A 24,511-nucleotide genomic window follows, 5' to 3' on the forward strand; every position below is an offset into this window, starting at 1 on the left:
CGGCCTTCACCTGCTCCTCGAGTAGCGAGCTTGCGAGCGTATCGAAAGGACCCCGACGCCTAGGGCGCAAACGGCGGCGTGAGCTCCGGCGGTTCGCCGGTGGCGCTGCGTGCGTTGAGGACGACGCCCGCGAGGGTGCGGACACCGATCGCCAGTGCGCGTTCGTCGAGGTCGAAGTTCGGCGAGTGCAGGTCGACCTGCGGGCCGAAACCGTCCCACACGCCGAGGCGCGCCATCGCGCCCGGAACCTGTTCGAGGTACCAGGAGAAGTCCTCGCCGCCGGGTGACTGCGGTGTGGCGGCGACGGCGTCAGGTCCGATCGCGGCGACCGCGCGTTCGAGCATCCCCACGGCGACCTCGTCGTTGACCACCGGCGGCACACCCCGGAAGTAGGAGAGGTCGTAGCGCACGCCGAGCGGCGCGAGGAGCTCACCGACGACGCTGCGGACCAGCGGCTCCAGGGTCGCCCAGGTGCCGTGGTCGCCGGTGCGCACCGTGCCGCGCATCCGGCCTTCCTGCGGAATCGCGTTGGCGGCGCTGCCGGCATTGGCCGCACCCCACACCATGACCGTTCCCGACCGCGGGTCGACGCGCCGCGAGAGCACCCCGGGCAGTCCGGTGATCACGGTGCCCATCGCGTAGATCAGGTCGCCGGTCAGGTGCGGTCGGGACGTGTGCCCGCCTGCGGAGTGGAGCTGCAGGTCGATGTGGTCGGCTGCCGAGGTCAACGGACCCGACCGCAGGCCGACGGTGCCGACGGGTAGACGCGGATCGCAGTGTAGGGCGAAGATGCGCCCGAGGCCGCTGGTCACGCCGGCCTCGATGGCGTCGAGCGCACCGCCGGGCATGACCTCCTCGGCCGCCTGGAAGATCAGTCGGACCCCCACCGGGAGCGGTCCCGCCGAGGCCAGGAGCTTGGCCACGCCGATCAGGATCGCCGTGTGGGCGTCGTGTCCGCAGGAGTGCGACGCCCCCTCGACCGTCGAGGTGAACGGGAGGCCGGTGTGTTCGGTGACCGGCAACGCGTCCATGTCGGCGCGCAGACCGATCCGCGGTTCGCCGGCCGGCCCGAGGTCGCAGACCACGCCGGTGCCCAGCGGGAGCCGACGCGGGTCGAGGCCCGCGGCCGACAGTTCGGCCATCACCAGTTCGGTGGTGCGCACCTCCTGCCGGGACAGTTCGGGATGGGCGTGGATGTCACGGCGCCAGGCGACGAGATCGGGGGCGTGATCGGCGAGCCACGCATCGATGATCCTCGACGCGTCCGGCTGACTCTCGGCCATCACGCCGGTCACGACAGGACCCCGGCGGGCGTCGGAACGGCGAGGTCGGCGAGCAGCGGGCCGCGGAGTCCCCGCTTGATCAACGCGAGGTTGGGTCCAACCGTCGCCGCACGGGCGGTGGCGATCTCGGCGGCGCGGGCGGTCAGCCGATCCGCCTCCACCGCCTCGTCGACGATGCCGGCGGACACCGCGTCGGCGGCGCCGTAGCGCCGGCTGGTGTACATCGCCTCGGTCGCGGTCCGGTCGGTGAGTCGTGTGCGCAGGAGCGTCGACATCCCGCGGGTGAACGGCATGTTCAGGGCCGCCTCGGGCAACGACCAGAAGCCGCGCTCGGTGCGCATGACCAGGTGATCGGCGCAGAGGGCGAGCATGGCGCCCGCGCCGAAGGCGTGGCCGTTGACCGCCGCGACCGTCGGCACCGGGAGGGTGAGGATCGTGGCGTACAGCGCGTGCACACGGTCGAGGTATGCGGGCAGCTGATCCGGCGCGGCGAAGATGTGGTCGGTGTCGAGCCCGTTGGTGAAGAACTTGCCGGTCGCGGTCAGCACCAGCGGACGCTTCGGGTCGGCGTTCACCCCTGCGAGCAGCCGTTCCACCTCGTCGAGCCATTCCAGACGGAAGCGGTTCTCGGGGTTCGACTCGTCGAGCTCGGCGCCCTTGGCCCCGAGATGGAGTTCGACGACCTCCCCGACCTCGTTGAGATATGGCATGAACAGACCTTATCGCTCCGCGGCGCGTCCTCTCCCGGCGCGGCGCTCGCACGCCGCCGCAGGGCCGCACCGGCGTCGGGGCCACCGTTTAGGGTTGGCGCATGGATCCCACTGCCGACGCCGACGCCGCGGCCCTCGTCGCGGCCGCCACCATCGCCGCCGAGACCGACGCCGCCGCACACGATGTGGCCGTGATCCTCGGTTCCGGATGGGCCCCGGCCGCCGACGCGTTCGGTGCACCGATCCGTTCGCTGCCGATGTCGTCGATCCCGGGCTTCACCCCACCAAAGGCCGCCGGCCACGGCGGCGTGATCCATTCCGTTCGGGTCGGAGACCGTCGAGTCCTGTTGATGCTGGGTCGGATTCACGCCTATGAGGGTCACGATCTCGCCCGCGTGGTTCATCCGGTGCGGACGGCGGCCGCAGCGGGCGTCCACACGGTGGTGCTCACGAACGCGGCAGGCGGTCTGCGCGAGGACATGTCGGTGGGTCAGCCGGTCCTGATCTCCGACCATCTCAACCTGACGGCGCGTTCCCCGCTGGTCGGCGCACAGTTCGTCGACCTCGTCGACGCCTACTCACCCCGGCTCCGCGAGATCGCCCGTCGCGTCGACCCGTCGTTCGCCGAAGGTGTCTACGCCGGCCTGCCCGGACCGCACTACGAGACCCCGGCCGAGATCCGGATGCTGCGCACGCTGGGCGCCGACCTGGTGGGCATGTCGACGGTGCACGAGACCATCGCCGCACGCGCCGCAGGGTTGGAGGTCCTCGGGGTCTCGCTGGTGACCAACCTGGCCGCCGGGATGACCGGCGAACACCTCAGTCACGCCGAGGTGCTCGAGGTCGGGCGTGCATCGGCGACGCGTATGGGCGAACTGCTCGCCCAGATCATCGGCGAACTGTAGAACCGATCCCGGCGGCGAATTCTCCCCCGACGCGTCCCGACAGAACCCGAGGAGCACCATGACCTACCCACCCGACGGCTCCGGCGGTTATCCGCCCGGCGGGTACCCGGGCGCCTACGGGCCCGGTGGCTATCCGCAGAGTCCGCCGCCACCGCCACGCTCCCCGTGGACGTCGCCCGCGGTTCTGGTGGCCATCGGCGCCGGCGTCCTGCTGGTGGCCGCGGGCGTGCTGGCTGCGTTCCTGCTGATCCCCGCCGACGAGGAGTCCACCGGCACGGTTGCCGCCGGCTCCACCACCTCTGAGCCGCCCACGATCACGAGTACGGTCACACAGTCCCCGCCGCCGACCCCGACCACCATCACGACGACGACGCCGTCGCCGCCGCCGAACCGTCCGGCCCCCACCGTGGCGGGCGCGGACTGGCAGGGGTTCGTCACCGGACCGCGCTGCAACGCCGCCGACGACCCGGCGGTCGCGATCGGTCAGACCTCGCGGTCGCGCGTGGTCATCTGCCAGGTCGGCAACCAGACGGGCCGTTGGTACTACAAGGGACAGGCTCCCGAGGGCGGCATCGAGTTGCAGTTCCCGACGCGCGTCGGCAACACCTTCGAGGCGAGCAACGGAGCCGTCCGCTACCTGGTGTCCCCGTCGAGTCTCACCATCGTGGAGGGCGGTTCGGTACTGGCGAACGAGCCGATGCTCGCCTACTGGTCGTCACCGGGCTGAACGCAGCAACCAAACGGCCCGGGGTCTCCCTCAGCGCGGGCCGAACTGACGGTCGCCGGCGTCGCCGAGTCCCGGGACGATGTAATTGGCGTCATCGAGGCCCTCGTCGATCGCGGCCACGACCAGACGGCACGGATGGCCCGCCTTCTCGAGCAACTCGACTCCCTGAGGTGCCGCGACGACACAGACCGCGGTGATGTCGGTGGCGTTGCGCGCGACCAGCAGCTCGATCGTGTGCAGCATCGACCCGCCGGTCGCGAGCATCGGGTCGAGGACGAAGACGGGCAGCCCGGAGAGATCCTCGGGCAGGGACTCGAGATACGGCACCGGCTGGGCGGTCTCCTCGTCGCGGGCGATACCCACGAAACCCACCCGGGCCTCCGGCACCATCGCATGCGCCTGCTCGACCATCCCGAGGCCGGCACGCAGGACCGGGACCAGCAGCGGCGGCTTCGCCAGCCGTGATCCGGTGTGCGGGACGAGCGGCGTGCTGATCTGCACGTCCGCTCTGGGCGCACCGGCGAGCGCCTCGTAGATCAGCATCTGGGTGAGATCCGAGAGTGCCGCACGGAATCCGGCGTTGTCGGTGGTCTCGTCCCGCATCGTCGTCAGACGAGCGGCGGCGAGAGGATGGTCGACGATCAGGCGTTCCATGGCGACCACACTATTTCCTGAACCCCACCCGCGTGTGCATCGAGGTACCGCGCATCGCCGGCGGCGGGGTTCGTCCGCACTCGATGGAACCGAACCGGCGTCCACCGCGTCGAAAACCCATGAGCCCGCGATCCACCGCCCCAACCGCCGACCTCTCCCGTCCCGGGTCCGCCCGGACCTCCGAACTGATGACGGAATCTGCAGCGCTGCAGGAGTTCTCGTCGACGCACCGCACCGGGAGCGTCCTGGTCGGCGATCAGGCCCGCAGCGACGAGGCAGTTCTGGTCGATCTCGCGATCACATTCGGGGTCATCGGCGCTGAGTTTTTCGCCGCGGTGGTCGAGTTCCTCCTGATTCACCGGGGCAACCTCGAGACGACGGCGTCGCGGCAGGAAGACATCGCCTCGGCCACCCGCCGCGCGGACGACACCTACCTCGCCTGCGACTGCGCGGCCGCGGACCGGGGGTTCACCCTCTGATGCTCGACGTCGCCATGTTCGTCGGACCCCTGCGCCAACTCGTTGCGGCACTGGGCACCGGCATCCTCGCCCCGGGTAACCCGGCGGAGACCGTTCGTGCCGCCGCGGGTGCGGTTGACGCCGCACGCCGTGGATCGTCTGCCGCCACCGAAGCGGTGCGCACACACTGGGAGGGTTCCGGCGCGGCAGCGGCCGTCGAGGCCGCAGGCAGACTTCAGCAGAGCATGGGCACGCTGGCCGACGACGCCGATGACTTCGCCCGCCTCGTCGAGAGCGCCGGCGGGAAGGTGCAGACGGCGTCGACCCAACTCCTCGGCCTGGTGGACTCTCTCGAACGTCGGGCCCGCGCCTTCGGGAGCGAGCTGTTCACCCCGGCCGGCCTGCTGACGCTGCTGCCGGTGGCGGCCGAGCATCTCGGCCGCGGTCTCGAGATCGTCGCTCGCACACGCGCCGACCTCCGCGCCGACACCGACGCGATGGCGGCCCTCGGGCGGCGGATCGCACCCGCACCGGTCACGATCACCGGCGGCTCGGCGACCGGCGAGCACCCGTCGGGGTCGCCGGCACCCGGGGGCGTGCCGATCACGCTCCCCGACGGTTCGGTGGCCCACGCGCCGAACGAGCGGGCGGCGACGGCGGTGCGAGCCGCACTGAGCCAGCGGGGTGTTCCTTATCTCTGGGGCGGGACGACGCCCGCCGGTTTCGATTGCAGCGGATTCACCAGATGGGCCTATCGACAGGCCGGTCTCGAACTCCCCCGCCTGGCCCAGGATCAGGACACCGCCGGAATCCGCGTGTCACGAGCCCAGTTACAGCCCGGCGATCTCGCCGTCTGGTCCGGGCACGTGGCCATGTACATCGGCAACGATCAGATGATCGAGGCCGGCGACCCGGTCGGCGTCTCACCGGTTCGGACGACCAATCTCGACCAGACCTTCGAAGGATTCTTCCGCCCCCGATGACAACGTGGCGCGAAGAGCGTTCGGCCTCTGTGGGGGCACTACTGGATCCACGGCGATCAATCGCTAGGCTGTGTCCCCATGGCCGGAGACATCGTCCCGATTGAGCTCGGACTCACCGACGGAAACAGCTTCACCCTGTGGGCACCCCGCTGGCGAGAGGGTGACGACGAGTGGGAGGCGTTCCTCGGTCTCGACGAGGATCTCTACGTCCTGCCCGGTGTCGCCGAGCTGGCGGCCTTCGTCCGCACCAACGACGACAACGACCTCGTCGAGCACCCGGCGTGGCCGACCATCGTCGGCGTGCAGGCCGAGGAGCTGATCCCCGACGAGCGCCACACCTACGACCTGGTGGGCGTGCCCGAGCTCGCCGCCGAGGATCCGACCCCCGAGGTCATCGCCGAACTCGAGGACGCGCTCGAGATCGTGCGCATCCTGGGCGAGGTCTGCGAACTGACCGCGATCACGAAGTTCTTCAACGGCAACCCGATCCTGGGTGCGGTCACCACCGGCACCCGCAACTTCGAGGGCCGCGAGGGCCTCGACCTCTGGGTCCGCATCGGCCGTCTCATCGCCAAGCACTGGGACGATGTCCTCGACGCGATCGACGAGGTCATCACCACGCCGAAGGTCGACGCGAAGGCCGTCGAGACCGCCGAGGCCGAACTCGAGGCCGCCGCGTCTGCCGAAGACGAGGACGAGCCGGACGACGACGACATCGAGATCGTCGAGACCGCGGACGACGCCGCCGACGAGACCGACGATGAAGATGACGATGAGGACGACGATTACGACGACGACGATTTCTGGGCGTCGGTCGGCATCGACCCGATCAAGATCGTCACGAGCGGCAACGAGTACCTGACACTGCGCTGCTACCTCGGCGACGACCCGGTCTTCCTCGGCACCAAGGGCAAGATCTTCGTGTTCACCTCGGCGCGCTCGCTCTCGCGTTTCCTCGCCGACGACAACACCCACGATCTCGCCGAGCTGTCGACGTTCGAGGATGTCCGCACCGAGGCCACCAACGGCTCACTCGAGTTCGACGTGATCGACGACAACGTCTACGTGCTGCCCGGCCTCGCCGAGGACATCGCCGACGGCCCGCGCCGCATGGACCGCGACCAGCTCGACCTCGCCGTCGAACTGTTCACCGACGCAGCCGACTACGCCGGCGACGACACCGTCAACGAGGCCCTCGGTACGTCGACTCCCCTCGGCTGGTTCGTCGACTACACCGTCAACCCCGACCCGAAGCGGATGGCCCCGAGCGGACCGTTCGACAACGAGGCCGAGGCCTGGCGGGCGCTCGAGCACGACTTCGAGACCCGGCTCGTCCGGAAGGGCTGATCCGTCCCGCTCCTTGAGTGGCCCCGGCTCGTCCGAAAGGGCTGATCCGTCCCGCTCCTTGAGTAGCCCCGGAGCGTGCGGAGGGGCGTATCGAAAGGAGTTCTGATCGGTATCGAGGTCAGCCCGACCCGAGCAGCACCGCGTAACCCGGCTTGATCACGTCGTCGATGACCGCGAGCCGTTCGTCGAAGTGGATGAACGCCGACTTCATGGCGTTGACCGTGAAGCGTTCGAAATCGGCCCAGCCGTAACCGAACTGGTCGGCGAGCAGACCGAACTCCTTGCTCATCGTGGTGTCGCCCATGAGCCGGTTGTCGGTGTTGACGGTGACCCGGAACCGGAGCCGGGCCAACACGTTGAACGGGTGCTCGGCGAGCGAGGTGACCGCCCCGGTCTGCACATTCGAACTCGGGCACAGTTCGAGCGGAATCCGCTTGTCGCGCACGATGTTCGCGATGAGGCCGAGTTTCGCCCCGGTGAAGGAGTGGGCGGCGAGGTCGACGCCGTCGGGGAGTTCGATGTCGTCGAAGACCCGAACCCCGTGGCCGAGACGGTCGGTGCCGCAGAAGCCGATGGCCTCATGGATCGACGGCAGGCCGAACGCCTCGCCCGCATGGATGGTGAACGGCGCACAGTTGGCCCGCATGTACTCGAAGGCGTCGAGATGACGGGTGGGCGGATGACCGGCCTCGGCACCCGCGATGTCGAAGCCGACGACGCCGCGATCGCGGTAGCGCACCGCCAGTTCGGCGATCTCCCGTGAGCGCGCCGCGTGCCGCATCGCGGTGACCAGACAGCGGACGATGATCGTCTTCCCGCGGTCGGCGGCGATCCGCTCGCCGTCGGCGAATCCGCGCAGCACCGCCTCCACCACCTCATCGAGGGTGAGTCCCGCCTCGAGATGCTGTTCCGGGGCGTACCGGACCTCGGCGTAGACGACGTTGTCGTCGGCGAGGTCCTCCACGCACTCGCGTGCCACCCGTTCGAGGGCGTCGACGGTCTGCATGACGGCGACGGTGTGGGTGAAGGTCTCGAGATAGCGCTCGAGGGAGCCGCTGTCGGCGGCTTCGCGGAACCACCGCCCGAGTCCGGCCGCGTCGTCGACGGGCAGTCCGTCGTAGCCGACCTCGTGCGCGAGCTCCAGGACGGTCGCCGGCCGCAGCCCGCCGTCGAGGTGGTCGTGGAGGAGAACCTTGGGCGCGAGGGTGAGGTGCGCCGGATCCAGCGTCGTCATCTTGTGAACCTAACGGAATCGATGATCAGTGGCCGGTCGCCGACGCCGCTCGTGTCGTCGGTGCCGATCTCGATCCGCACCGCACCGTCGAGACTCGAGCGCGCGCCCGCGATCCGGTTCTCATCCTGCGTGTGCAAGGTGAACAGCGGCTGGCCGGCGCGGACACGGTCGCCGGGTTTGGCGTGGATGACGACGCCCGCCTCCGCCGACACCGCTTCGCCGGGCTTGGATCGTCCTCCGCCCAGGCGCCACGCCGCATCTCCGACCGCACGCGCGTCCATGTCGGTCATGACGCCGTTCCGGTCGGCGGTGACCACGTCCTGATGCCGGGCGACCGGCAGCGGGGTGTCCGGATCTCCGCCCTGTGCGGAGATCATCGACCGCCAGGAGTCCATCGCCCGGCCGTTGGCCAGGTGTTCGGCGGGATCGGCGTCGGGCAGGCCCGCCGCGTCGAGCATCTCCCGTGCGAGCGCGAGGGTCAGCTCGACGACATCGGCCGGGCCACCGCCGGCGAGGACCTCGACCGATTCGGCGACCTCGACGGCGTTGCCGACCGCCAGGCCGAGCGGAACGCTCATGTCGGTGATCAGCGCCCGGGTGTCGACCCCGGCATCATGGCCGAGTTCGACCATCGTCGACGCCAGCTCGCGCGCGTCGGACTCGGCCGGCAGGAAGGCGCCCGAACCGGTCTTCACGTCGAGGACGAGTGCGCCGGTGCCCTCGGCGATCTTCTTGCTCATGATCGAGGTGGCCAGCAGCGGGATGGACTCGACCGTCCCGGTGACGTCGCGCAGCGCGTAGAGCTTGCGGTCGGCGGGGGCCAGATCCGCGCCGGCGGCACAGATGACCGCGCCGACGCGTTCGAGCTGGCCGATCATCTCCTCGGTGCTCACCTCGGCCCGCCAGCCGGGGATCGATTCCAGTTTGTCCAGGGTGCCGCCGGTGTGGCCGAGACCCCGACCGGACAGCTGCGGCACCGCCACTCCGAACGAGGCAACCAGCGGAGTGAGCGGCAACGTGATCTTGTCGCCGACGCCGCCCGTGGAGTGTTTGTCGACCGTGATCAGCCGACGGCCGTCGCGGCGCAGGCCCGTCAGGTCCATCCGCCGTCCGCTGTCGATCATGGCGCGGGTCCACGTCGCGATCTCCCGGCGGTTCATCCCACGGAGATAGATGGCCATCAACAACGACGACATCTGTTCCGGGGCGACCTCGCCGCGGGTGTACCCGTCGACGATCCACGCGATCTGGGCGTCGCTGAGTTCGCCGCCCCCACGCTTGGTCGCGATGACCGAGACGGCGTGGATGACCTCGTCGGCGGCGGGCTCGACCGAGGCGGTCACGAGACGACCTCGGCGATGTCGTCGGGACCGAAGGCGTCGGGCAGGAGGTCGGAGAGGACGCGTGGACCGGACGGGTGATCGACGAGGAGGTCGCGACCGCCGTGTTCGAGGAGCACCTGCCGACACCGCCCGCACGGCATCAGAACCTTGCCGGAAGCGTCGGTGACGGTGACCGCACGCAGGGACTTCCCGCCTTGTGAGATCAATTGAGCGGTGAGTGACACCTCGGCACAGATGCCCAAACCGTATGAGACATTTTCCACATTGCAACCTGCCACGACACGCCCGTCGGAGGTGATTCCCGCGGCCCCCACCGGGTAACGCGAGTACGGGGCGTAGGCATGGGACAACATCTCAGTTGCTTTGTGTCGCAGAACATCCCATTCGATTTCGGTACTCACGCCCACCTCCAGGCATAGGGTGTAACCAACCGGACATGCGCTGTTCATCGGCGCAAAAGCTTGGGTAAGGCAAACCTAAGTCGTAATGTCTTGTGCCTCAAATCGGTTCGGGCAATTTATCACCGGAATGGGCATGGGTTTAGAGTCTCTTGTCATGGGTCCATGGTCGAGTCGGAGCATGCCGATTCGACGCGTCCATCGACGATGTTGGAGGCCACTTTTCCGATGAGCACCTCGACCGAAGTCGCACCTGACCCGGTGCGTCGACGTTCTCTGTACCGCGGCGACCCGGGCATGTGGTCCTGGGTTCTGCACCGCATCACCGGCGTCACCATTTTCTTCTTCTTGTTCGTGCACGTGTTGGACACCGCGGTCATCCGCGTCGATCCCAACCAGTACGACGAGATCATCGAAACCTACAAGACCCCGATCATCGGTCTCATGGAGATCGCCCTGGTCGCCTGCGTCCTGTTCCACGCCTTCAACGGCGTGCGCCTGATCCTGGTGGACTTCTGGTCCAAGGGCCCCAAGTACCAGCGTCAGATGCTGTGGGTCGCGATGACCCTGTTCGTCGTCGTGTTCGCCGCCGGCGCCATCCGCCTGCTGCAGATCATGTTCAGCCACCTGTAGGAGACACCAGAGATGACCACCTCGGAAGCCACCGGTGTCGCGAAGACCCTCGGCAAGGAACACGACCGTCCGGCCAGCCTGGACAACCCCCGCTCCCCGCGTAAGCCCAAGGGCGGCAACTTCGAGAAGAACGCATGGATGTTCATGCGCTTCTCCGGCCTGATCCTCGTCTTCCTGACGATCGGCCACATGTTCATCATGCTCGCCTGGGACGGCGGCGTGCATCGGATCGACGCCTCGTTCGTCGCCGCGCGCTGGAGCTCGCCCGGCTGGCAGATCTGGGACCTGACCATGCTGTGGCTCGCCCAGCTGCACGGCGGCAACGGCGTGCGCACCGTCATCGCCGACTACTCGCGCAAGGACTCGACCCGCTTCTGGCTGAACGTGCTGCTGGCCGTGTCGATGATCCTGACCCTGGTGCTGGGCACCTACGCGATCCTCACCTTCGACGTCAACAGCGTCGGCTAAAGGAGACCATCAACATGCAGGAACACCGCTATGACGTCGTCATCGTGGGCGCCGGCGGCGCCGGGATGCGCGCGGCGATCGAAGCCGCACCGCGTGCCCGCACCGCGGTTCTGACCAAGCTCTACCCCACCCGTAGCCACACCGGCGCGGCCCAGGGCGGCATGTGCGCCGCACTGGCCAACGTCGAAGAGGACAACTGGGAGTGGCACACCTTCGACACCGTCAAGGGTGGTGACTACCTCGCCGATCAGGACGCCGTCGAGATCATGGCCAAGGAGGCCATCGACGCGGTGCTCGATCTGGAGAAGATGGGTCTCCCGTTCAACCGGACGCCCGAGGGCAAGATCGACCAGCGCCGTTTCGGCGGGCACACCCGCGACCACGGCAAGTCGCCCGTGCGCCGCGCCTGCTACGCCGCCGACCGCACCGGTCACATGATCCTGCAGACCCTGTACCAGAACTGCGTCAAGCACGACGTCGAGTTCTTCAACGAGTTCTACGCACTCGACATCTGCCTCACCGAGAACGAGGACGGCGAGCAGGTCGCCACCGGCGTCGTCGCCTACGAGCTCGCCACCGGCGAGATCCACGTCTTCCACGCCAAGTCGATCGTCTTCGCGACCGGCGGCTCGGGCCGTATGTACAAGACGACGTCCAACGCCCACACCCTCACCGGTGACGGCATGGGCATCGTCTTCCGCAAGGGCCTGCCGCTCGAGGACATGGAGTTCCACCAGTTCCATCCGACGGGCCTCGCGGGTCTCGGCATCCTCATCTCGGAGGCCGTCCGCGGTGAGGGCGGCATCCTGCGCAACGCCGACGGCGAGCGCTTCATGGAGCGCTACGCCCCCACCATCAAGGACCTTGCGCCCCGCGACATCGTCGCCCGCTCCATGGTTCTCGAGGTGCTCGAGGGCCGCGGTGCCGGACCGAACAAGGACTACGTCTACATCGATGTGACCCACCTCGGCGAGGACGTCCTCAACGAGAAGCTGCCGGACATCACCGAGTTCGCCCGCACCTACCTCGGCGTCGACCCGGTCACCGAGTACGTGCCGGTGTTCCCGACGTGCCACTACGTCATGGGTGGCATCCCGACCAACATCAACGGTCAGGTGCTGCGCAACAACGACGAGGTCGTCCACGGTCTGTACGCAGCCGGTGAGTGTGCCTGTGTGTCCGTTCACGGCGCCAATCGCCTCGGCACCAACTCGCTGCTCGACATCAACGTCTTCGGACGCCGCGCCGGCATCGCCGCCGCCGAGTACGCGAACAACGCCGACTTCGCCGAACTGCCCGAGCAGCCGACCGAGATGGTCGACGGCTGGCTGGAGCTGCTCCTGTCGGAGCACGGTCACGAGCGCGTCGCCGACATCCGCACCGAGCTCCAGGCGTCGATGGACGCCAACGCATCGGTGTTCCGGACCGAGGAGACCCTCAAGCAGGCCCTCACCGACATCCATGCATTCAAGGAGCGCTACGCCCACATCAAGGTCCACGACAAGGGCAAGCGTTTCAACAGCGACCTCCTCGAGGCCATCGAGCTGGGCTTCCTGCTCGAGATGGCCGAGGTCACCGTGGTCGGTGCACTCAACCGCAAGGAATCGCGTGGCGGCCATGCCCGCGAGGACTACCCCGATCGCGACGACGTGAACTACATGCGTCACACCATGGCCTACAAGAAGGGCACCGACCTTCTCTCGGACATCGAGCTGGACTACAAGCCCGTGGTGCAGACCCGTTACGAGCCGATGGAGCGTAAGTACTGATGACATCTGTTCTGGACAAGCCCGCACCCTCCTCCGACGAGCCGCCGCTGCCCCCGGTGCCCGACGAGGCCACCATGGTCACGTTGAAGATCTTCCGGTTCAACCCGGAGAATCCCGACGCCCAGGGCTTCGAGAGCTTCCGCGTCCCGGCGCTGCCGACCGACCGTCTGCTCAACCTGCTGCTGTACGTGAAGGGCTACCTCGACGGCACCCTGACGTTCCGCCGCAGTTGTGCCCACGGCGTGTGCGGTTCCGACGCCATGCGCATCAACGGCGTCAACCGCCTGGCCTGCAAGCTCCTCATGAAGGACATGCTCCCCAAGGACAAGTCCAAGGAGATCACCATCACCGTCGAGCCGATCCGCGGCCTGCCGGTGGAGAAGGATCTCGTCGTGAACATGGAGCCGTTCTTCGACGCGTACCGCGCGATCAAGCCGTTCCTGATCACCTCGGGCAACGAGCCGACCCGTGAGCGCATCCAGAGCCAGAGCGACCGCGCCCGCTTCGACGACACCACCAAGTGCATCCTCTGTGCCTGCTGCACCACGAGCTGTCCGGTGTTCTGGACCGAGGGTTCGTACTTCGGCCCGGCCGCGATCGTCAACGCGCACCGCTTCATCTTCGACAGCCGTGACGAGGGCGCCGTCGAGCGTCTCGACATCCTCAACGACGTCGACGGTGTGTGGCGCTGCCGCACGACCTTCAACTGCACCGACGCATGCCCCCGCGGCATCCAGGTGACGCAGGCGATCTCGGAGGTCAAGCGCGCACTCATGTTCTCGCGCTAGACGTTTCAGCTTTCTCTGCAGCCCGGCAACGGCCCGCACCGACTTCGGTGCGGGCCGTTGCTCATTCGCACATGTAGCGGATCGTGCTGCCGGTCGACACGGACCGCTACGTCTGGCGGACGTCCGATGCCTCGCCCCGGAAGATCCCCGCGATGATCGAGTCCACGAGCGCCGCCTCTTCCTCGGGGGTCGCCGGCCAGAGCAACATGGTCAGCACCGACCGGATCGCGAACCGGGCGGCGACGGTGTCGTCGGGGTCGATGCCGATGAGTTCTGCGGCCACATCGAGCACGGTCGGCGAGGCGAGCACGGTCGGCGTCGTCGCGACGAGGCTCGCCGGCCGGAGGAACTGTCGTATCACCCGATCCGCGCGCAGGGCGCCGACCGCCGCGGTGATCGCGATCCGGGCGCGCTCCTCCCCCGCCGTGCCGGCCGCTTCCGCGCGGATCGATTCGAGGACCGGGGCGGCGGTCGTCGACAACACCGCCTCGATCAACTGGGCACGGCCACCGGCGTGACGGTAGATCGTCGCCCGGGAGCAGTGGGCTCGAGCGGCCAGTTCGTCGATGCTGAACGCATCGAGTCCACGCGAGGCGATCAGTGTCGCGGCCTGCGACACGAGCCTCCTTCGCGCCGCGTCGCCGCGATCGCCACCCACGAGCCAGTCAGCCATGCACGCCCCTCCGTCGTCGAATCTCATCATGAGACAAGGAACAGCTGGCTGCGTGCGTTTTCAGGCAGGTCAAGAAGGGTTCGTGAGACATCGAATCCCGGCGCCACGATCTCCCCGTGTCGACTTCGGCGAGAACCGTTGTCCCCGCCGCGCCCGTCGGTGACGCTGGGTGCATGCTCGCACTCGACGACCCCGCCTTCTTCTCGCGTTTCCACACCGGGTCCCCGGTGCAGCAGATCGGCGACTCCCCGTTCTTCGCCGTTGGTTCCTGGGAGCTCATCGCCGATGTGGTGCGACGACCCGGGGACTTCTCGTCGAACCTGACCGCCACGATGGTCTGCCACGACGACGGGTCGGTGTCGGAGTTCCCGGTCGCCGGACTCGGCGATGCGATGCACGTCCTGGCCACCGCCGACGGCCCGCGCCACCGCCTCCACCGGTCGCTGGTCATGCCGTCGCTGACACCTGCTCGCATCCGGGCCCTGGAGCCCTTTGTCGCCGAGGTCGTGGACACCGCCTGGTCCGAGGGACTCGACGGCGACACAATCGACTGGACAACAGCTGTGGCACAACGTGTCCCGATCACCGTGGTCACCGGGCTGCTCGGCCTGCCACACGGGGACATCGACGATCTCGCCCGTTGGGCCGGTGCGACCAACGTGCTGATCGACGGCGTCATCACCCCCGGCCAACTCACCACCGCGATCACGGCGGTCGCCGAACTCACCGCCTACCTCGGCGACCGACTGGACTCGGCACTACGCAACGTCAGGGCCGGCACGCCAGAACGAGGGGTGCTCGACGACATCGCGTCGGCCGTGGCCCGCAACGACCTGGATCACCCGGCGGCGGTGATGATTCTCCTGCAACTCGTCGCGGCGGGGTCCGACTCCACCGTCAGCCTGCTGACCGATGCGGTCCGGGTTCTGGCGCAACACCCCGAGGTCGCCGCCCGGTTACGTCGCGACCCCGCCCTCATCCCAGCATTCGTCGAGGAGGCCCTGCGCCTGGAATCCCCCTTCCGCGGCCACTTCCGGCACGTCGTCGCCGACACCACACTCGGCGACACCCACCTCCCCGCCGGCTCCCACATCTTTCTCATGTGGCGCGTGGCCAACCGCGACCCCGAGCACTTCGACGCCGCGCCGACCGTCGACCTCGACCGCGCCGCTGCCCGGTCCGGGCACGGCTCGCACCTGGCGTTCGGCAAGGGCCTACATCTCTGCGTGGGAGCCGGCCTGGCCCGCCTGCAGGGTCGTCTGGCGATCACCCGGTTGCTCGATGCCACAACGGATTTCCGCCAGACCACGACCCGGGAGCTGACGCTCGTAAGGTGATCGGGAACCGCACGGCGCCCGGCTGCGTCCAAGAAGGACCCAGCCAAGCCCGCCGAACGGAGAGTCTTCGTGGTCCGAGTCCTGTACGTCCGCCTACTGCTCACCCTCCTGACCAGCACCGCCCTGTGTCTGGCGGTGTTCTCCCCCGCCACGGCGGCACCGACGCCCGACGCCGACCCTGACCACGAGGCCCAACCGGTCACGATCACCCTGACCTCCGACCACCAACACAACGGCGCCGCCGTATGGTTCGACGCCGCCGGCCGACTCCGCACCCAGACCGACGTCCCGCTCACCCATCAGGACGGCCACACGAAGCTGTGGTCGGCATCGCTGGTGTACACAAGACATTCGCCGGACAAACCACTCGACGCGCTATTCCAGTCCGGCGGAGGCTTTTCCAGATGTCAGATCTGGGTCGAGTCCAAACTCGTCGCCGAGGACACCGCTCGTGGACACGAACCGACGAGCAGGTGCCGAGCACGCAATTGAGCCAGGTTTCGAACTTACAGGGAGGAATCGGAAGCAGAATCGTACTCTGTCTCTCGTCGTGATCATGTGAGCGGAGAACCACCATGGCGGAGCGCATCGAGACCGGAGCGGTCGGAGACAGCGGCAAGGCCCGCGTCGTTGATGATCCCGGCAACAAGGGCCTGCGTCTCGGTTCGATCGGGCTGATGGGCAACGTCATCATCGGCTTGTCCGCCGTCGCACCGGCTTACAGCCTCGCTGCCACTCTCGGTTTCGTGGTCGACAGCGTCGGCGCAAAGGCCCCGGCGATGTTCGTCCTCGCCTTCATCCCGATGTTGCTCGTGGCCTTCGCCTATCGCGAACTGTCCCGCGACACCCCGGACTGCGGCACGACATTCACTTGGGGCACAAAGGCTTTCGGACCGTGGGTCGGCTGGATAGGCGGGTGGGGCCTGGCAGTGTCCGCGATCATCGTGCTCGCCAACGTTTCCGAGATCGCCGCGCTGTACCTGTTCAAGTTCCTCGGCCTCCACGGCCTGGCCGACAGCCTGCTGGCGAAGATCCTGCTCGGCAGTTTCTTCATCATCGCCATGACCTGGATCAGCATCCGCGGCATCGTCATCAGCGAACGCATGCAGGCGATCCTGATGTTCATCCAGTTCGCCGTGCTCGTCATCGCGAGCGTGATCGCGCTGGTGAAGGTCGGCACCGGCCGGGCCGGCGACCAGGCGATCACACCGGAGTGGTCCTGGTTGTGGCCCAGTGGTCTCGACCAGTCGCAGATCGCTGCGGCGGTCATCCTGTGCATCTTCATCTACTGGGGCTGGGATGCGTGCCTGGCGATCAGCGAGGAGACCAAGGACCCCGACAAGACCCCGGGCCGAGCCGCCCTTCTCACGTGCGTGATCCTGGTCGCCACCTACGTGTTGGTCGCCTACGCGATCCAGTCGTTCGCCGGGTTCGGCGACACCGGGATCGGACTGGGGAACGACGCGAACGACGAGGACGTCCTGACGATCCTGGGCGAGCCGGTGGCCGGCGCGATCATGTCGTCGGCACTGCTGCTGACGGTCTGCGTCTCCGCGCTGTCCTCGACCCAGTCCACGATCCTGCCCACCGCACGCGGCAGCCTGTCGATGGCCGTCTACAAGGCACTGCCCGAGAAGTTCGCCTCGATCCACCCGCGCTACATGACCCCCGCCTTCGGCACCGGCGTCATGGGTGCCGCGGCCCTCACCTTCTACCTGGTCCTGTCACTGCTTAGCCAGGACACCCTCGCCGACTCCATCTCCTCCCTCGGACTGGCGGTCGCCTTCTACTACGGGATCACCGCCTTCGCCTGCGTGTGGTACTTCCGTTCGACCCTGTTCGCCTCCGCACGGAACTTCTTCCTGCGCGGCCTCTTCCCGTTCCTCGGCGGCCTCGCAATGGCGGCGGCCTTCATCCGCTCCGCGATCGACATGATCTCGCCGGACTACGGCGCCACCTCGGTCGGCGGGATCGGTGGCGTCTTCGTCCTCGGGGTGGGCATGCTGGTTCTCGGAATCCCCCTGATGCTCGCCTGTTTCGCCCACAACAGCGACTTCTTCCGGGGCAAGACACTGACCGCGACCACCGAGGTGAAGGTTCCCGATGTCTACTGAGACCGCCGCAACCCGCCCTGACGCAGAGACGCCCATCGACCCGACCGACGATCCGGGCACTCCCCGGCTCACCGTCGGATACCTCGCGACCCCCTCGGGCGCCGACGGGGTCGTCCTCGCCGTGGCGCTCGCCCGGGTCACCGGCGCGGCCATCGACCTGGTGTGCGTGGTTCGCCCGACGCCCTACGACGGCCAGCCCGGGCTCGCCCAGTATCAACAGCGCATCGAGGCGCAGGCCGCCGACTGGCTCCGCGAGGGCGCCGAGCTTATCCCCGCCGGCTTCTCCTATCGCACCGTCGTCACGGTCAACGAGTCCTTTGCCGACGGGCTCGCCTCCCACGCGGTCGACACCGAGGCCAAGATGATCGTCGTCGGCGGCACGGGCGACGGGTTGCTGAGTCGCCACACGCTCGGCACCGTCAGCAACGAACTCGTCCACTCCTCACCTGTTCCGGTCGCATTGGCGCCGCGCGGATATGCGGATCGGGTGGACGCGGTCCTCGACATGGTGACCGTCGCCGTCCCGGTCAGACCCGGCGAAGACAATCCGCTCCCGTTCGCCGAGAAGCTGGCCGAACGCGCCAAGCTCGACCTCCGACTGCTCTCGCTGGTCTCCCTCGAATCGCCTTTCGACGACGACTCGTCGAGGGACGTGCGCGCCGCCCAGATCGCCGTCGCGCGTGAACTCCTCGAGAAGACCCGCTCCGAGGTGAATCCCGAACTCGAGGTCGACGTCCTCGTCGCCGACGGCACAACGCTCGACGAGGCGCTGGCCAATCTCCCCTGGGACGCCAACGACATCGTCGCCATCGGCTCCGGTCACCTCGGATCAACCAACCGGGTCTTCCTCGGCAGCACCGCCTCTCGTATCCTCCGGTGGACGACGGCACCGGTTATCGTGGTCCCCAAGAGCGGCTGACCGCAACCCGCACCGACCACGGAGACCGACACCGACTTGACCATCCAACGTGCGCGAGTGCTCGAGATCCGCCATGCCGACTCCGAGCCTCCGGGTTTCTACGGCCCACCGCTGACCGACCTCGCGGACGTCACCACCTTGCGGATCTGGCGCGAGCCGGTGCCCACTGACCTGACCGGGTTCGACGCCGTAGTGACCCTCGGCGGCGCCATGGGAGTCGGTGACACCCAACGCATTCCGTGGATAGCCGACGAGATCGCGCTCCTGCGCCGGGCGCTCGACCTGGACATCCCGATCTGGGGCGTATGTCTCGGCGCCCAGATGCTGGCCGCCGCGCTGGACGCCGACGTGTACACGGCCTCCTCACCGGAGGTCGGCATCCACACCGTCACATTGAACGATGCGGGCGCCGCCGATCCGGTCTGGGGCACCGCGCGCGACGACACGTCCGGAACGGTGCCGCCGGAATTCGACGTCGTGCAATGGCATTTCGACACGTTCACACTCCCGCCGGGGGCCACGCTGCTGGCGTCGTCGTCGACGTGTGTCAATCAGTTGTACCGCCACGGGAAGTCGTACGGCGTGCAGTTCCACCTCGAGGCCGGCGGTGAGCTCGTCGGCGAATGGCTCGACTCCACCGAGTCGCGATCGCTGATCACCGAGACCATCGGCGCCGAAGCCACCGACCGTTTCGCCGGCGACGCCGCAGCCACCGAACCCGTCACCATCCCGCTCGCGCGCACCGTGCTGACCCGGTGGCTGACCGGAGTGGTCCGCGGCTGACGGCATCAGCTGTCGAATCCCAGTCCGATCCGGTCCAGCAGCGTGAGCCATGCGCCGCGGCGACCGTTGCGACGTTCGCTGCGCGCCATCTGATGTCGGGTGAAGGTTATTCCGGCCCAGCGGATCGGTTCCGGCGGGAACGGTAAGGGCTTGCGGCGCACCATCTCCAGGGCGGTGCGTTCGGTCCGTAGACCGTCGACGAGGTCGAGTGCGGTGGCAGCCGCGAAATGCGAGGCGCCGACGCCGAGTCCGGTGAAACCGACCGCCGTCACCACGCGCCCAACGTGAGAGGTGTCCCAGAAGGCGCAGAACCGCGAGCAGGTGTCGATCACCCCGCCCCAGGTGTGCGTCGCAGTGATCCCGTCGAGCTGCGGAAACATCTGCAGGAGATGCTCACCGAGCAGCGCCCATTCACCGGGTTGGTGGGCGCGGCGGGGGTCGTCGTCGGACCCGAAGTGATACGGGGCATCCCAACCGCCGAACAGCATCCGGTTGTCTGCGGTCAGCCGAAAGTAGTGGAAGCGTGGACCGCTGTCGGCGAGTCCCTCGCGCCCGCCCCAGCCCAGGGAGGCGAGCTGATCGTCGGACAGCGGTTCGGTCATCAGGGCGTAGTCCCACACCGGGACCGTGTAGAGGCGCAGTCTGCGGACCAGCGATCGGCTCGCCGACGTCGCGACGACGACCCGACCGGCGCGAATGTGCCCGAAATCCGTCCGGGCGCAGATCTCGTCACCCGACGAATCCGAGGTCAGATCCAGAACCTCGGTGCTCTCGAAGATCTGCACGCCGAGCCGTTCGGCTGCCTCGGCGAGGCCGAACGCGAGTTTGGCGGGGTCGAGGATCGAGACATGCGGGTCGTAGAGGGCTCCGCGGACCATCGGGGAGTTGACGCGTTCCCGGGCCGCGGATGCGTCGAGCAGGACGAGATCCTCGCCGAGTGCCTGCCCGGCGGCCGCGGTCTCGGCGAGGTCGTCGAACTGCCAGTCGGTGGTCGCGAGATCGAGTTCGCCGGTGCGCTCGACGTCGGCGTCGATGCCCAGGCGGGTCAGGGTGTCGACGATGGCGTCGAGGGTCTCGTGACCCATGCGCAGCAGCGTGGGCATCTCGTCGGGGAACCGCTGCAGTCCGTTGCCGAGTCCATGTGTGAGGCTGGCCGCGCAGAAGCCTCCGTTGCGTCCGGAGGCATGTTCGGCGAGCCGGTCGCGTTCGACGAGCACGACCGATCGGGAGGGATTGCGTTCGGCGGCTTGCACGGCCGCCCACAGGCCGGTGAAGCCACCGCCGACCACCAGCAGATCGGCGGTGGTCTCGCCGACGAGTCGGGGCCGGGGTTCGGGACGCAGGTCGCGGTCGAGCCAGAAGGGGCGGGCCGCGGCCTGCGCGACCACCTCGACTCCCCGCTGGGTCGGCCGCGAGGCCCACCTCCGGTCGGTCACGCCGTCGGACCGCCGAGGGTGAAGATCGTTCGGTGCCATTCCTTTTCGGCGACGCCATGGATGTCACTCATGACGTGCTTGATCAGCAGGTACTCGTCGAGCGAGTAGGTCGACATGTCCTTGCCGAAGCCGGAGGCACCGAATCCGCCGTGCGGCATCTCGCTGATGATCGGGATGTGGTCGTTGATCCAGACGCACCCGGCGTGAATCTCACGCGAAGCACGTTGCGCGCGATACACATCGCGCGTCCATGCCGACGCCGCGAGGCCGTACGGGGTGTCGTTGGCGCGACGGATCGCGTCGTCGTCATCGGTGAAACGACTGACCGCGAGTACCGGCCCGAACACCTCGTCGCGGTAGATCTCCGAATCCTCGGCCACGTCGGCGACGAGCGTGGGCGGGTAGAAGGCGCCCGGACCGTCGGGGACGCCACCGCCGGTGACCACGCGCGCGCCGGCCGCCCGCGCACGGTCCACCATCCCGGCCACCTTGTCGCGGTGCCGCCGGGAGATGAGGGAGCCCAGATCGGTTGCCGGGTCGGTCGGATCGCCGATGACAACCCGCGACATGAGGTCTGCGACGCCGTCGACGAAGTCGTCGTAGAGCGCGGGCGCGACGATCGCGCGGGTGGCCGCGGTGCAGTCCTGACCGCCGTTGATGATCGAGCCCGCGACCGCACCGTGGATCGCGGCCTGCAGGTCGGCGTCGTCGAAGACGACGAACGGCGCCTTGCCGCCGAGTTCGAGCTGGATGCGGGCCCCGTTGGTGGCGGCCTGCGCCATCACCTGCCGGCCGACCGCGCTCGAGCCGGTGAAGGTCACCATGTCGACGTCGGGATGCCCGGCGAGATGGGCGCCGGCTTCCGGTCCGGTGCCGACGACGATGTTGAGGACACCGTCGGGCAGTCCGGCCTCGGTGGCGATGCGGGCCATCGTCAGCGTGGTCAGCGGCGTGATCTCGGCGGGTTTCAGCACCACCGCACAGCCGGCGGCGAGTGCCGGGATGACCTTCCACACTGCCATCTGCAGCGGATAGTTCCACGGCGTGATGGTGCCGACGACCCCGACGGGTTCCCGGCGGATCGACGAGGTGTGGTCACCTGAGTATTCCCCGCTCGCCTTGCCCTCGAGATTCCGTGCGACTCCGGCGAAGAAGTCGACGTTGTCGATCGATCCGGGGATGTCGAACTCGGTCGCGAGCCGAACCGGTTTACCGGTGTGGGCGACCTCTTCGGCGATCAGCAGGTCGGACTCGGCGTCGAGCGCCCTGGCCAACGCGAGCAGGACTCCCGCCCGTTCGGCCGGGGTCGCACGACCCCAGGCGGGCTGCGCGGCGCGAGCACTGCCCACCGCGGTATCGACGTCACCGCGACCTGCGAGTTTCACGGTCGCGACCGGCTCATCCGTGGCAGGATTGATCACGATGTGATCGGCACCGGTCGAGTGATGGGGCTTTCCGTCGATCCAGCCGGACGGAATGCTGGTTGGAGAGGACATACCCCCAGATCCTACCGCCGCCGTTGCGGATTCACGTGTCGAATTCCGGTTTCGTTGCGGATTCAGTCGTCTGTGTTGCGGTCCGCTGCGGAATCCGTCACGATCATGGGGTGGCTGACCCTGCATCCACACAGTTGGACGCAACTGCGAAGAAGATCATCGAACTCCTGCAGGCCGATGGTCGGAGTAGCTATGCCTCCATCGGCAAGGAAGTCGGCCTGTCCGAGGCCGCCGTCCGCAACCGGGTCCAGAAGCTCAGCGAGAGCGGACTCATGCAGATCGTCGCGGTCACCGATCCCCTCAAGCTCGGGTTCGCCCGCCAGGCGATGATCGGGATCCGCTGTGTGGGTGACACCCAGGCTCTGGCGCAACACCTCGCCGAACACCCCGAGATCGACTACGTCCTGCTGACCGCGGGATCGTTCGACATCCTGATCGAGGTCGTCTGCGAGAACGACGACCATCTCCTGGAGATCCTGAACAAGAAGGTGCGCGTGCACCCGGAGGTCGTCGGCACCGAGACCCTCGTCTATCTCAAACTCGTCAAACAGCAATACAACTGGGGAACCAGATGACCGACTGGAAGTCACGATGACACTGACCGCACCCTCGACACCACCCGATTCCGCCCGGTCGCTCGGCGAGCGCAGTGCGGCGCATCTCTGGGGACACTTCGCCCGGCACGGCGACGCCATCACGCCGCCGGTGATCACCCGCGGCGAGGGTATGCGCATCTTCGACGATCAGGGACGCAGCTACCTCGACGCGCTCGCCGGACTCTTCGTCGTGCAAGTGGGTCACGGTCGGGAGGAACTGGCCGAGGCCGCCGCCAGGCAGGCCAAGGATCTCGCGTTCTTCCCGTTGTGGTCGTACGCGACTCCCCCGGCGATCGAACTCGCCGAACGCCTCGCCGCCTATGCACCCGGCGACCTCAACCGAGTCTTCTTTACCACCGGTGGCGGCGAAGCCGTCGAGAGCGCTTGGAAGCTGGCCAAGCAGTACTTCAAGCTCGTCGGGAAACCCGGTAAGCACAAGGTGATCTCGCGTGCGGTCGCCTACCACGGCACACCGCAGGGCGCCCTCGCCATCACCGGTGTGCCGGCCCTCAAGGAGGCCTTCGAGCCGTTGACGCCCGGGGCCTTCCGCGTGCCGAACACCAACATCTACCGGGCGGCCGACGACATGTCCGCCGACCCGAAGAAGTTCGGCCGCTGGGCCGCCGACCGCATCGCCGAGGCGATCGAGTTCGAGGGCCCGGACACGGTGGCGGCGGTCTTCCTCGAGCCCGTCCAGAACGCCGGCGGGTGCTTCCCGCCGCCGCCCGGCTATTTCGAGCGGGTCCGCGAGATCTGCGACGAGTACGACGTTCTCTTGGTCTCCGACGAGGTGATCTGCGCGTTCGGCCGCATCGGGTCGATGTTCGCCTGCGACGACTTCGGTTATGTCCCCGACATCATCACCTGCGCCAAGGGCATGACATCGGGCTACTCCCCGATCGGCGCGATGATCGCCAGCGACCGCCTGTTCGAACCGTTCCGCGACGGCACCACGACGTTCGCGCACGGTTACACCTTCGGCGGGCACCCGGTGTCGGCGGCAGTCGCGCTGGCCAACCTCGACATCTTCGAGCGCGAGGGCCTCAACGAGCACGTCAAGACCCAGGCACCGGCGTTCCGGACGACCCTCGAGAAGCTCCACGACCTGCCGATCGTCGGCGACGTACGCGGCGAGGGGTACTTCTACGGGATCGAACTCGTGAAGGACAAGGCCACCAAGGAGACGTTCACGGCGGCCGAGTCCGAGCGCATCCTGCGCGGATTCCTCTCCACCGCACTGTTCGACGCCGGGCTCTACTGCCGCGCCGACGACCGCGGCGACCCCGTCGTGCAGCTCGCCCCACCGCTCATCGCGGGCCAGGCCGAGTTCGACGAGATCGAGCAGATCCTGCGGTCGGTACTGGGCCAGGCGTACTCGCTGCTGTAGTCCACGCGGCCGAACGTCGGACACGGCCGCTCCGCGCGTCCTGAGCCTGCGCGGTTGCGCTGGTAACGTG

At 68.0% G+C, this 24,511-nt stretch carries 25 protein-coding genes; 16 read left to right on the forward strand and 9 right to left on the reverse strand.

The features are described from left to right. Positions 1-59: 59 nt before the first annotated feature. Together M1L58_RS07755 and M1L58_RS07760 are read right to left on the reverse strand one after the other, a co-directional pair. Positions 60-1,283, reverse strand: a complete 1,224-nt coding sequence (locus M1L58_RS07755; RefSeq protein ID WP_040535617.1) for an amidohydrolase — start codon at positions 1,281-1,283, stop codon at positions 60-62. A gap of 8 nt (positions 1,284-1,291) precedes the next feature. Further along, on the reverse strand, positions 1,292-1,993 hold the full coding sequence (locus M1L58_RS07760; protein ID WP_248658427.1) for an enoyl-CoA hydratase/isomerase family protein: 702 nt from the start codon (positions 1,991-1,993) through the stop codon (positions 1,292-1,294). A gap of 101 nt (positions 1,994-2,094) precedes the next feature. Between M1L58_RS07760 and M1L58_RS07765 the strand changes: the two genes are divergently transcribed. Both M1L58_RS07765 and M1L58_RS07770 read left to right on the forward strand, forming a co-directional pair. Continuing rightward, positions 2,095-2,898: a purine-nucleoside phosphorylase gene (locus M1L58_RS07765; RefSeq protein WP_248658428.1), complete on the forward strand. Its 804-nt coding sequence runs from the start codon at positions 2,095-2,097 to the stop codon at positions 2,896-2,898. Between the two features lie 58 nt (positions 2,899-2,956). Beyond that, the gene (locus tag M1L58_RS07770) at positions 2,957-3,625 is read left to right on the forward strand and encodes a hypothetical protein (RefSeq protein ID WP_248658429.1); all 669 of its coding nucleotides are present in this window, start codon (positions 2,957-2,959) and stop codon (positions 3,623-3,625) included. A 30-nt stretch (positions 3,626-3,655) separates the two neighbouring features. Here the strand turns inward: M1L58_RS07770 and upp are convergent, their stop codons facing one another. Next, on the reverse strand, positions 3,656-4,279 hold the full coding sequence (gene upp, locus M1L58_RS07775) for a uracil phosphoribosyltransferase (protein ID WP_040535619.1): 624 nt from the start codon (positions 4,277-4,279) through the stop codon (positions 3,656-3,658). A gap of 188 nt (positions 4,280-4,467) precedes the next feature. Here upp and M1L58_RS07780 point away from each other — a divergent pair, with 188 nt between their 5' ends. From M1L58_RS07780 to M1L58_RS07790, 3 genes are all read left to right on the forward strand, one after another. Further along, positions 4,468-4,758, forward strand: coding sequence for a type VII secretion target (locus M1L58_RS07780; RefSeq protein WP_248658430.1), 291 nt, complete (start codon positions 4,468-4,470; stop codon positions 4,756-4,758). Continuing rightward, positions 4,758-5,720, forward strand: coding sequence for a C40 family peptidase (locus M1L58_RS07785; protein WP_248658431.1), 963 nt, complete (start codon positions 4,758-4,760; stop codon positions 5,718-5,720). Before M1L58_RS07780 ends, M1L58_RS07785 begins: the two co-directional genes overlap by 1 nt. Positions 5,721-5,798: 78 nt before the next feature. Further along, a complete protein-coding gene (locus M1L58_RS07790; RefSeq protein WP_248658432.1) occupies positions 5,799-7,067 on the forward strand; it encodes a primosomal protein in 1,269 nt (422 codons plus the stop codon). A 118-nt stretch (positions 7,068-7,185) separates the two neighbouring features. Here M1L58_RS07790 and M1L58_RS07795 read toward each other — a convergent pair whose 3' ends face one another. The 3 genes from M1L58_RS07795 to M1L58_RS07805 are packed head-to-tail and all read right to left on the reverse strand — an operon-like array spanning position 7,186 to position 10,045. Beyond that, positions 7,186-8,301 (reverse strand): adenosine deaminase, encoded by a 1,116-nt coding sequence (locus tag M1L58_RS07795; protein WP_006865929.1) that lies wholly within the window; start codon positions 8,299-8,301, stop codon positions 7,186-7,188. Beyond that, the gene (locus M1L58_RS07800; RefSeq protein ID WP_248658433.1) at positions 8,298-9,644 is read right to left on the reverse strand and encodes a thymidine phosphorylase; all 1,347 of its coding nucleotides are present in this window, start codon (positions 9,642-9,644) and stop codon (positions 8,298-8,300) included. The genes M1L58_RS07795 and M1L58_RS07800 overlap by 4 nt, the downstream gene beginning before the upstream one ends. Beyond that, a complete protein-coding gene (locus tag M1L58_RS07805; protein ID WP_040535622.1) occupies positions 9,641-10,045 on the reverse strand; it encodes a cytidine deaminase in 405 nt (134 codons plus the stop codon). Before M1L58_RS07805 ends, M1L58_RS07800 begins: the two co-directional genes overlap by 4 nt. 225 nt (positions 10,046-10,270) lie before the next feature. Between M1L58_RS07805 and sdhC the strand changes: the two genes are divergently transcribed. Genes sdhC through M1L58_RS07825 form a run of 4 tightly spaced genes read left to right on the forward strand, consistent with a single transcriptional unit; the run spans position 10,271 to position 13,700 of the window. Next, entirely contained in the window at positions 10,271-10,675 is a 405-nt protein-coding gene (gene sdhC / locus M1L58_RS07810; protein WP_006865932.1) for a succinate dehydrogenase, cytochrome b556 subunit, read from the forward strand. Positions 10,676-10,687: 12 nt separating this feature from the next. Beyond that, on the forward strand, positions 10,688-11,143 hold the full coding sequence (locus M1L58_RS07815; protein ID WP_005195959.1) for a succinate dehydrogenase hydrophobic membrane anchor subunit: 456 nt from the start codon (positions 10,688-10,690) through the stop codon (positions 11,141-11,143). A gap of 14 nt (positions 11,144-11,157) precedes the next feature. Continuing rightward, entirely contained in the window at positions 11,158-12,912 is a 1,755-nt protein-coding gene (gene sdhA / locus M1L58_RS07820) for a succinate dehydrogenase flavoprotein subunit (protein WP_248658434.1), read from the forward strand. Continuing rightward, positions 12,912-13,700, forward strand: coding sequence for a succinate dehydrogenase iron-sulfur subunit (locus M1L58_RS07825; RefSeq protein WP_006865934.1), 789 nt, complete (start codon positions 12,912-12,914; stop codon positions 13,698-13,700). Before sdhA ends, M1L58_RS07825 begins: the two co-directional genes overlap by 1 nt. 106 nt (positions 13,701-13,806) lie before the next feature. On the opposite strand, the gene M1L58_RS07830 is transcribed toward M1L58_RS07825, so the two are convergent. Further along, the gene (locus tag M1L58_RS07830) at positions 13,807-14,373 is read right to left on the reverse strand and encodes a TetR/AcrR family transcriptional regulator (RefSeq protein ID WP_248658435.1); all 567 of its coding nucleotides are present in this window, start codon (positions 14,371-14,373) and stop codon (positions 13,807-13,809) included. A gap of 173 nt (positions 14,374-14,546) precedes the next feature. Here M1L58_RS07830 and M1L58_RS07835 point away from each other — a divergent pair, with 173 nt between their 5' ends. The 5 genes from M1L58_RS07835 to M1L58_RS07855 all read left to right on the forward strand — a co-directional run bounded on the left by M1L58_RS07835 (position 14,547) and on the right by M1L58_RS07855 (position 19,526). Continuing rightward, positions 14,547-15,710 (forward strand): cytochrome P450, encoded by a 1,164-nt coding sequence (locus M1L58_RS07835; protein WP_248658436.1) that lies wholly within the window; start codon positions 14,547-14,549, stop codon positions 15,708-15,710. A gap of 69 nt (positions 15,711-15,779) precedes the next feature. After that, entirely contained in the window at positions 15,780-16,202 is a 423-nt protein-coding gene (locus tag M1L58_RS07840; RefSeq protein ID WP_248658437.1) for a hypothetical protein, read from the forward strand. Between the two features lie 83 nt (positions 16,203-16,285). After that, on the forward strand, positions 16,286-17,824 hold the full coding sequence (locus M1L58_RS07845; protein ID WP_248658438.1) for an APC family permease: 1,539 nt from the start codon (positions 16,286-16,288) through the stop codon (positions 17,822-17,824). Continuing rightward, positions 17,814-18,743, forward strand: coding sequence for a universal stress protein (locus tag M1L58_RS07850; RefSeq protein WP_248658439.1), 930 nt, complete (start codon positions 17,814-17,816; stop codon positions 18,741-18,743). The genes M1L58_RS07845 and M1L58_RS07850 overlap by 11 nt, the downstream gene beginning before the upstream one ends. Before the next feature lie 36 nt (positions 18,744-18,779). Beyond that, entirely contained in the window at positions 18,780-19,526 is a 747-nt protein-coding gene (locus tag M1L58_RS07855; RefSeq protein WP_248658440.1) for a type 1 glutamine amidotransferase, read from the forward strand. A 5-nt stretch (positions 19,527-19,531) separates the two neighbouring features. Here M1L58_RS07855 and M1L58_RS07860 read toward each other — a convergent pair whose 3' ends face one another. After that, positions 19,532-20,962, reverse strand: coding sequence for an NAD(P)/FAD-dependent oxidoreductase (locus M1L58_RS07860; protein ID WP_248658441.1), 1,431 nt, complete (start codon positions 20,960-20,962; stop codon positions 19,532-19,534). Continuing rightward, a complete protein-coding gene (locus M1L58_RS07865; RefSeq protein WP_248658442.1) occupies positions 20,959-22,458 on the reverse strand; it encodes a gamma-aminobutyraldehyde dehydrogenase in 1,500 nt (499 codons plus the stop codon). The genes M1L58_RS07860 and M1L58_RS07865 overlap by 4 nt, the downstream gene beginning before the upstream one ends. A gap of 110 nt (positions 22,459-22,568) precedes the next feature. Here M1L58_RS07865 and M1L58_RS07870 point away from each other — a divergent pair, with 110 nt between their 5' ends. Both M1L58_RS07870 and M1L58_RS07875 read left to right on the forward strand, forming a co-directional pair. Then, positions 22,569-23,033: an Lrp/AsnC family transcriptional regulator gene (locus tag M1L58_RS07870; protein WP_006865946.1), complete on the forward strand. Its 465-nt coding sequence runs from the start codon at positions 22,569-22,571 to the stop codon at positions 23,031-23,033. A 16-nt stretch (positions 23,034-23,049) separates the two neighbouring features. After that, on the forward strand, positions 23,050-24,441 hold the full coding sequence (locus M1L58_RS07875; protein ID WP_042376729.1) for an aspartate aminotransferase family protein: 1,392 nt from the start codon (positions 23,050-23,052) through the stop codon (positions 24,439-24,441). The last annotated feature ends 70 nt before the right edge of the window (positions 24,442-24,511 follow it).

Origin of the sequence: Gordonia sp. C13 (assembly GCF_023218005.1) — a bacterium.
In the GTDB taxonomy this organism is placed as follows: domain Bacteria; phylum Actinomycetota; class Actinomycetes; order Mycobacteriales; family Mycobacteriaceae; genus Gordonia; species Gordonia namibiensis.

Bases quoted from the DNA above. Each gene is read 5' to 3' on its own strand.
- M1L58_RS07795 (WP_006865929.1), bottom strand. From the start codon at position 8,301: ATGACGACGCTGGATCCGGCGCACCTCACCCTCGCGCCCAAGGTTCTC.
- M1L58_RS07790 (WP_248658432.1), top strand. From the start codon at position 5,799: ATGGCCGGAGACATCGTCCCGATTGAGCTCGGACTCACCGACGGAAAC.
- M1L58_RS07755 (WP_040535617.1), bottom strand. From the start codon at position 1,283: ATGGCCGAGAGTCAGCCGGACGCGTCGAGGATCATCGATGCGTGGCTC.
- M1L58_RS07865 (WP_248658442.1), bottom strand. From the start codon at position 22,458: ATGTCCTCTCCAACCAGCATTCCGTCCGGCTGGATCGACGGAAAGCCC.
- M1L58_RS07765 (WP_248658428.1), top strand. From the start codon at position 2,095: ATGGATCCCACTGCCGACGCCGACGCCGCGGCCCTCGTCGCGGCCGCC.
- sdhA (WP_248658434.1), top strand. From the start codon at position 11,158: ATGCAGGAACACCGCTATGACGTCGTCATCGTGGGCGCCGGCGGCGCC.
- M1L58_RS07825 (WP_006865934.1), top strand. From the start codon at position 12,912: ATGACATCTGTTCTGGACAAGCCCGCACCCTCCTCCGACGAGCCGCCG.
- M1L58_RS07785 (WP_248658431.1), top strand. From the start codon at position 4,758: ATGCTCGACGTCGCCATGTTCGTCGGACCCCTGCGCCAACTCGTTGCG.
- M1L58_RS07760 (WP_248658427.1), bottom strand. From the start codon at position 1,993: ATGCCATATCTCAACGAGGTCGGGGAGGTCGTCGAACTCCATCTCGGG.
- M1L58_RS07770 (WP_248658429.1), top strand. From the start codon at position 2,957: ATGACCTACCCACCCGACGGCTCCGGCGGTTATCCGCCCGGCGGGTAC.
- M1L58_RS07830 (WP_248658435.1), bottom strand. From the start codon at position 14,373: ATGGCTGACTGGCTCGTGGGTGGCGATCGCGGCGACGCGGCGCGAAGG.
- M1L58_RS07835 (WP_248658436.1), top strand. From the start codon at position 14,547: ATGCTCGCACTCGACGACCCCGCCTTCTTCTCGCGTTTCCACACCGGG.
- M1L58_RS07780 (WP_248658430.1), top strand. From the start codon at position 4,468: ATGACGGAATCTGCAGCGCTGCAGGAGTTCTCGTCGACGCACCGCACC.
- M1L58_RS07850 (WP_248658439.1), top strand. From the start codon at position 17,814: ATGTCTACTGAGACCGCCGCAACCCGCCCTGACGCAGAGACGCCCATC.
- upp (WP_040535619.1), bottom strand. From the start codon at position 4,279: ATGGAACGCCTGATCGTCGACCATCCTCTCGCCGCCGCTCGTCTGACG.
- M1L58_RS07815 (WP_005195959.1), top strand. From the start codon at position 10,688: ATGACCACCTCGGAAGCCACCGGTGTCGCGAAGACCCTCGGCAAGGAA.
- M1L58_RS07875 (WP_042376729.1), top strand. From the start codon at position 23,050: ATGACACTGACCGCACCCTCGACACCACCCGATTCCGCCCGGTCGCTC.
- M1L58_RS07845 (WP_248658438.1), top strand. From the start codon at position 16,286: ATGGCGGAGCGCATCGAGACCGGAGCGGTCGGAGACAGCGGCAAGGCC.
- sdhC (WP_006865932.1), top strand. From the start codon at position 10,271: ATGAGCACCTCGACCGAAGTCGCACCTGACCCGGTGCGTCGACGTTCT.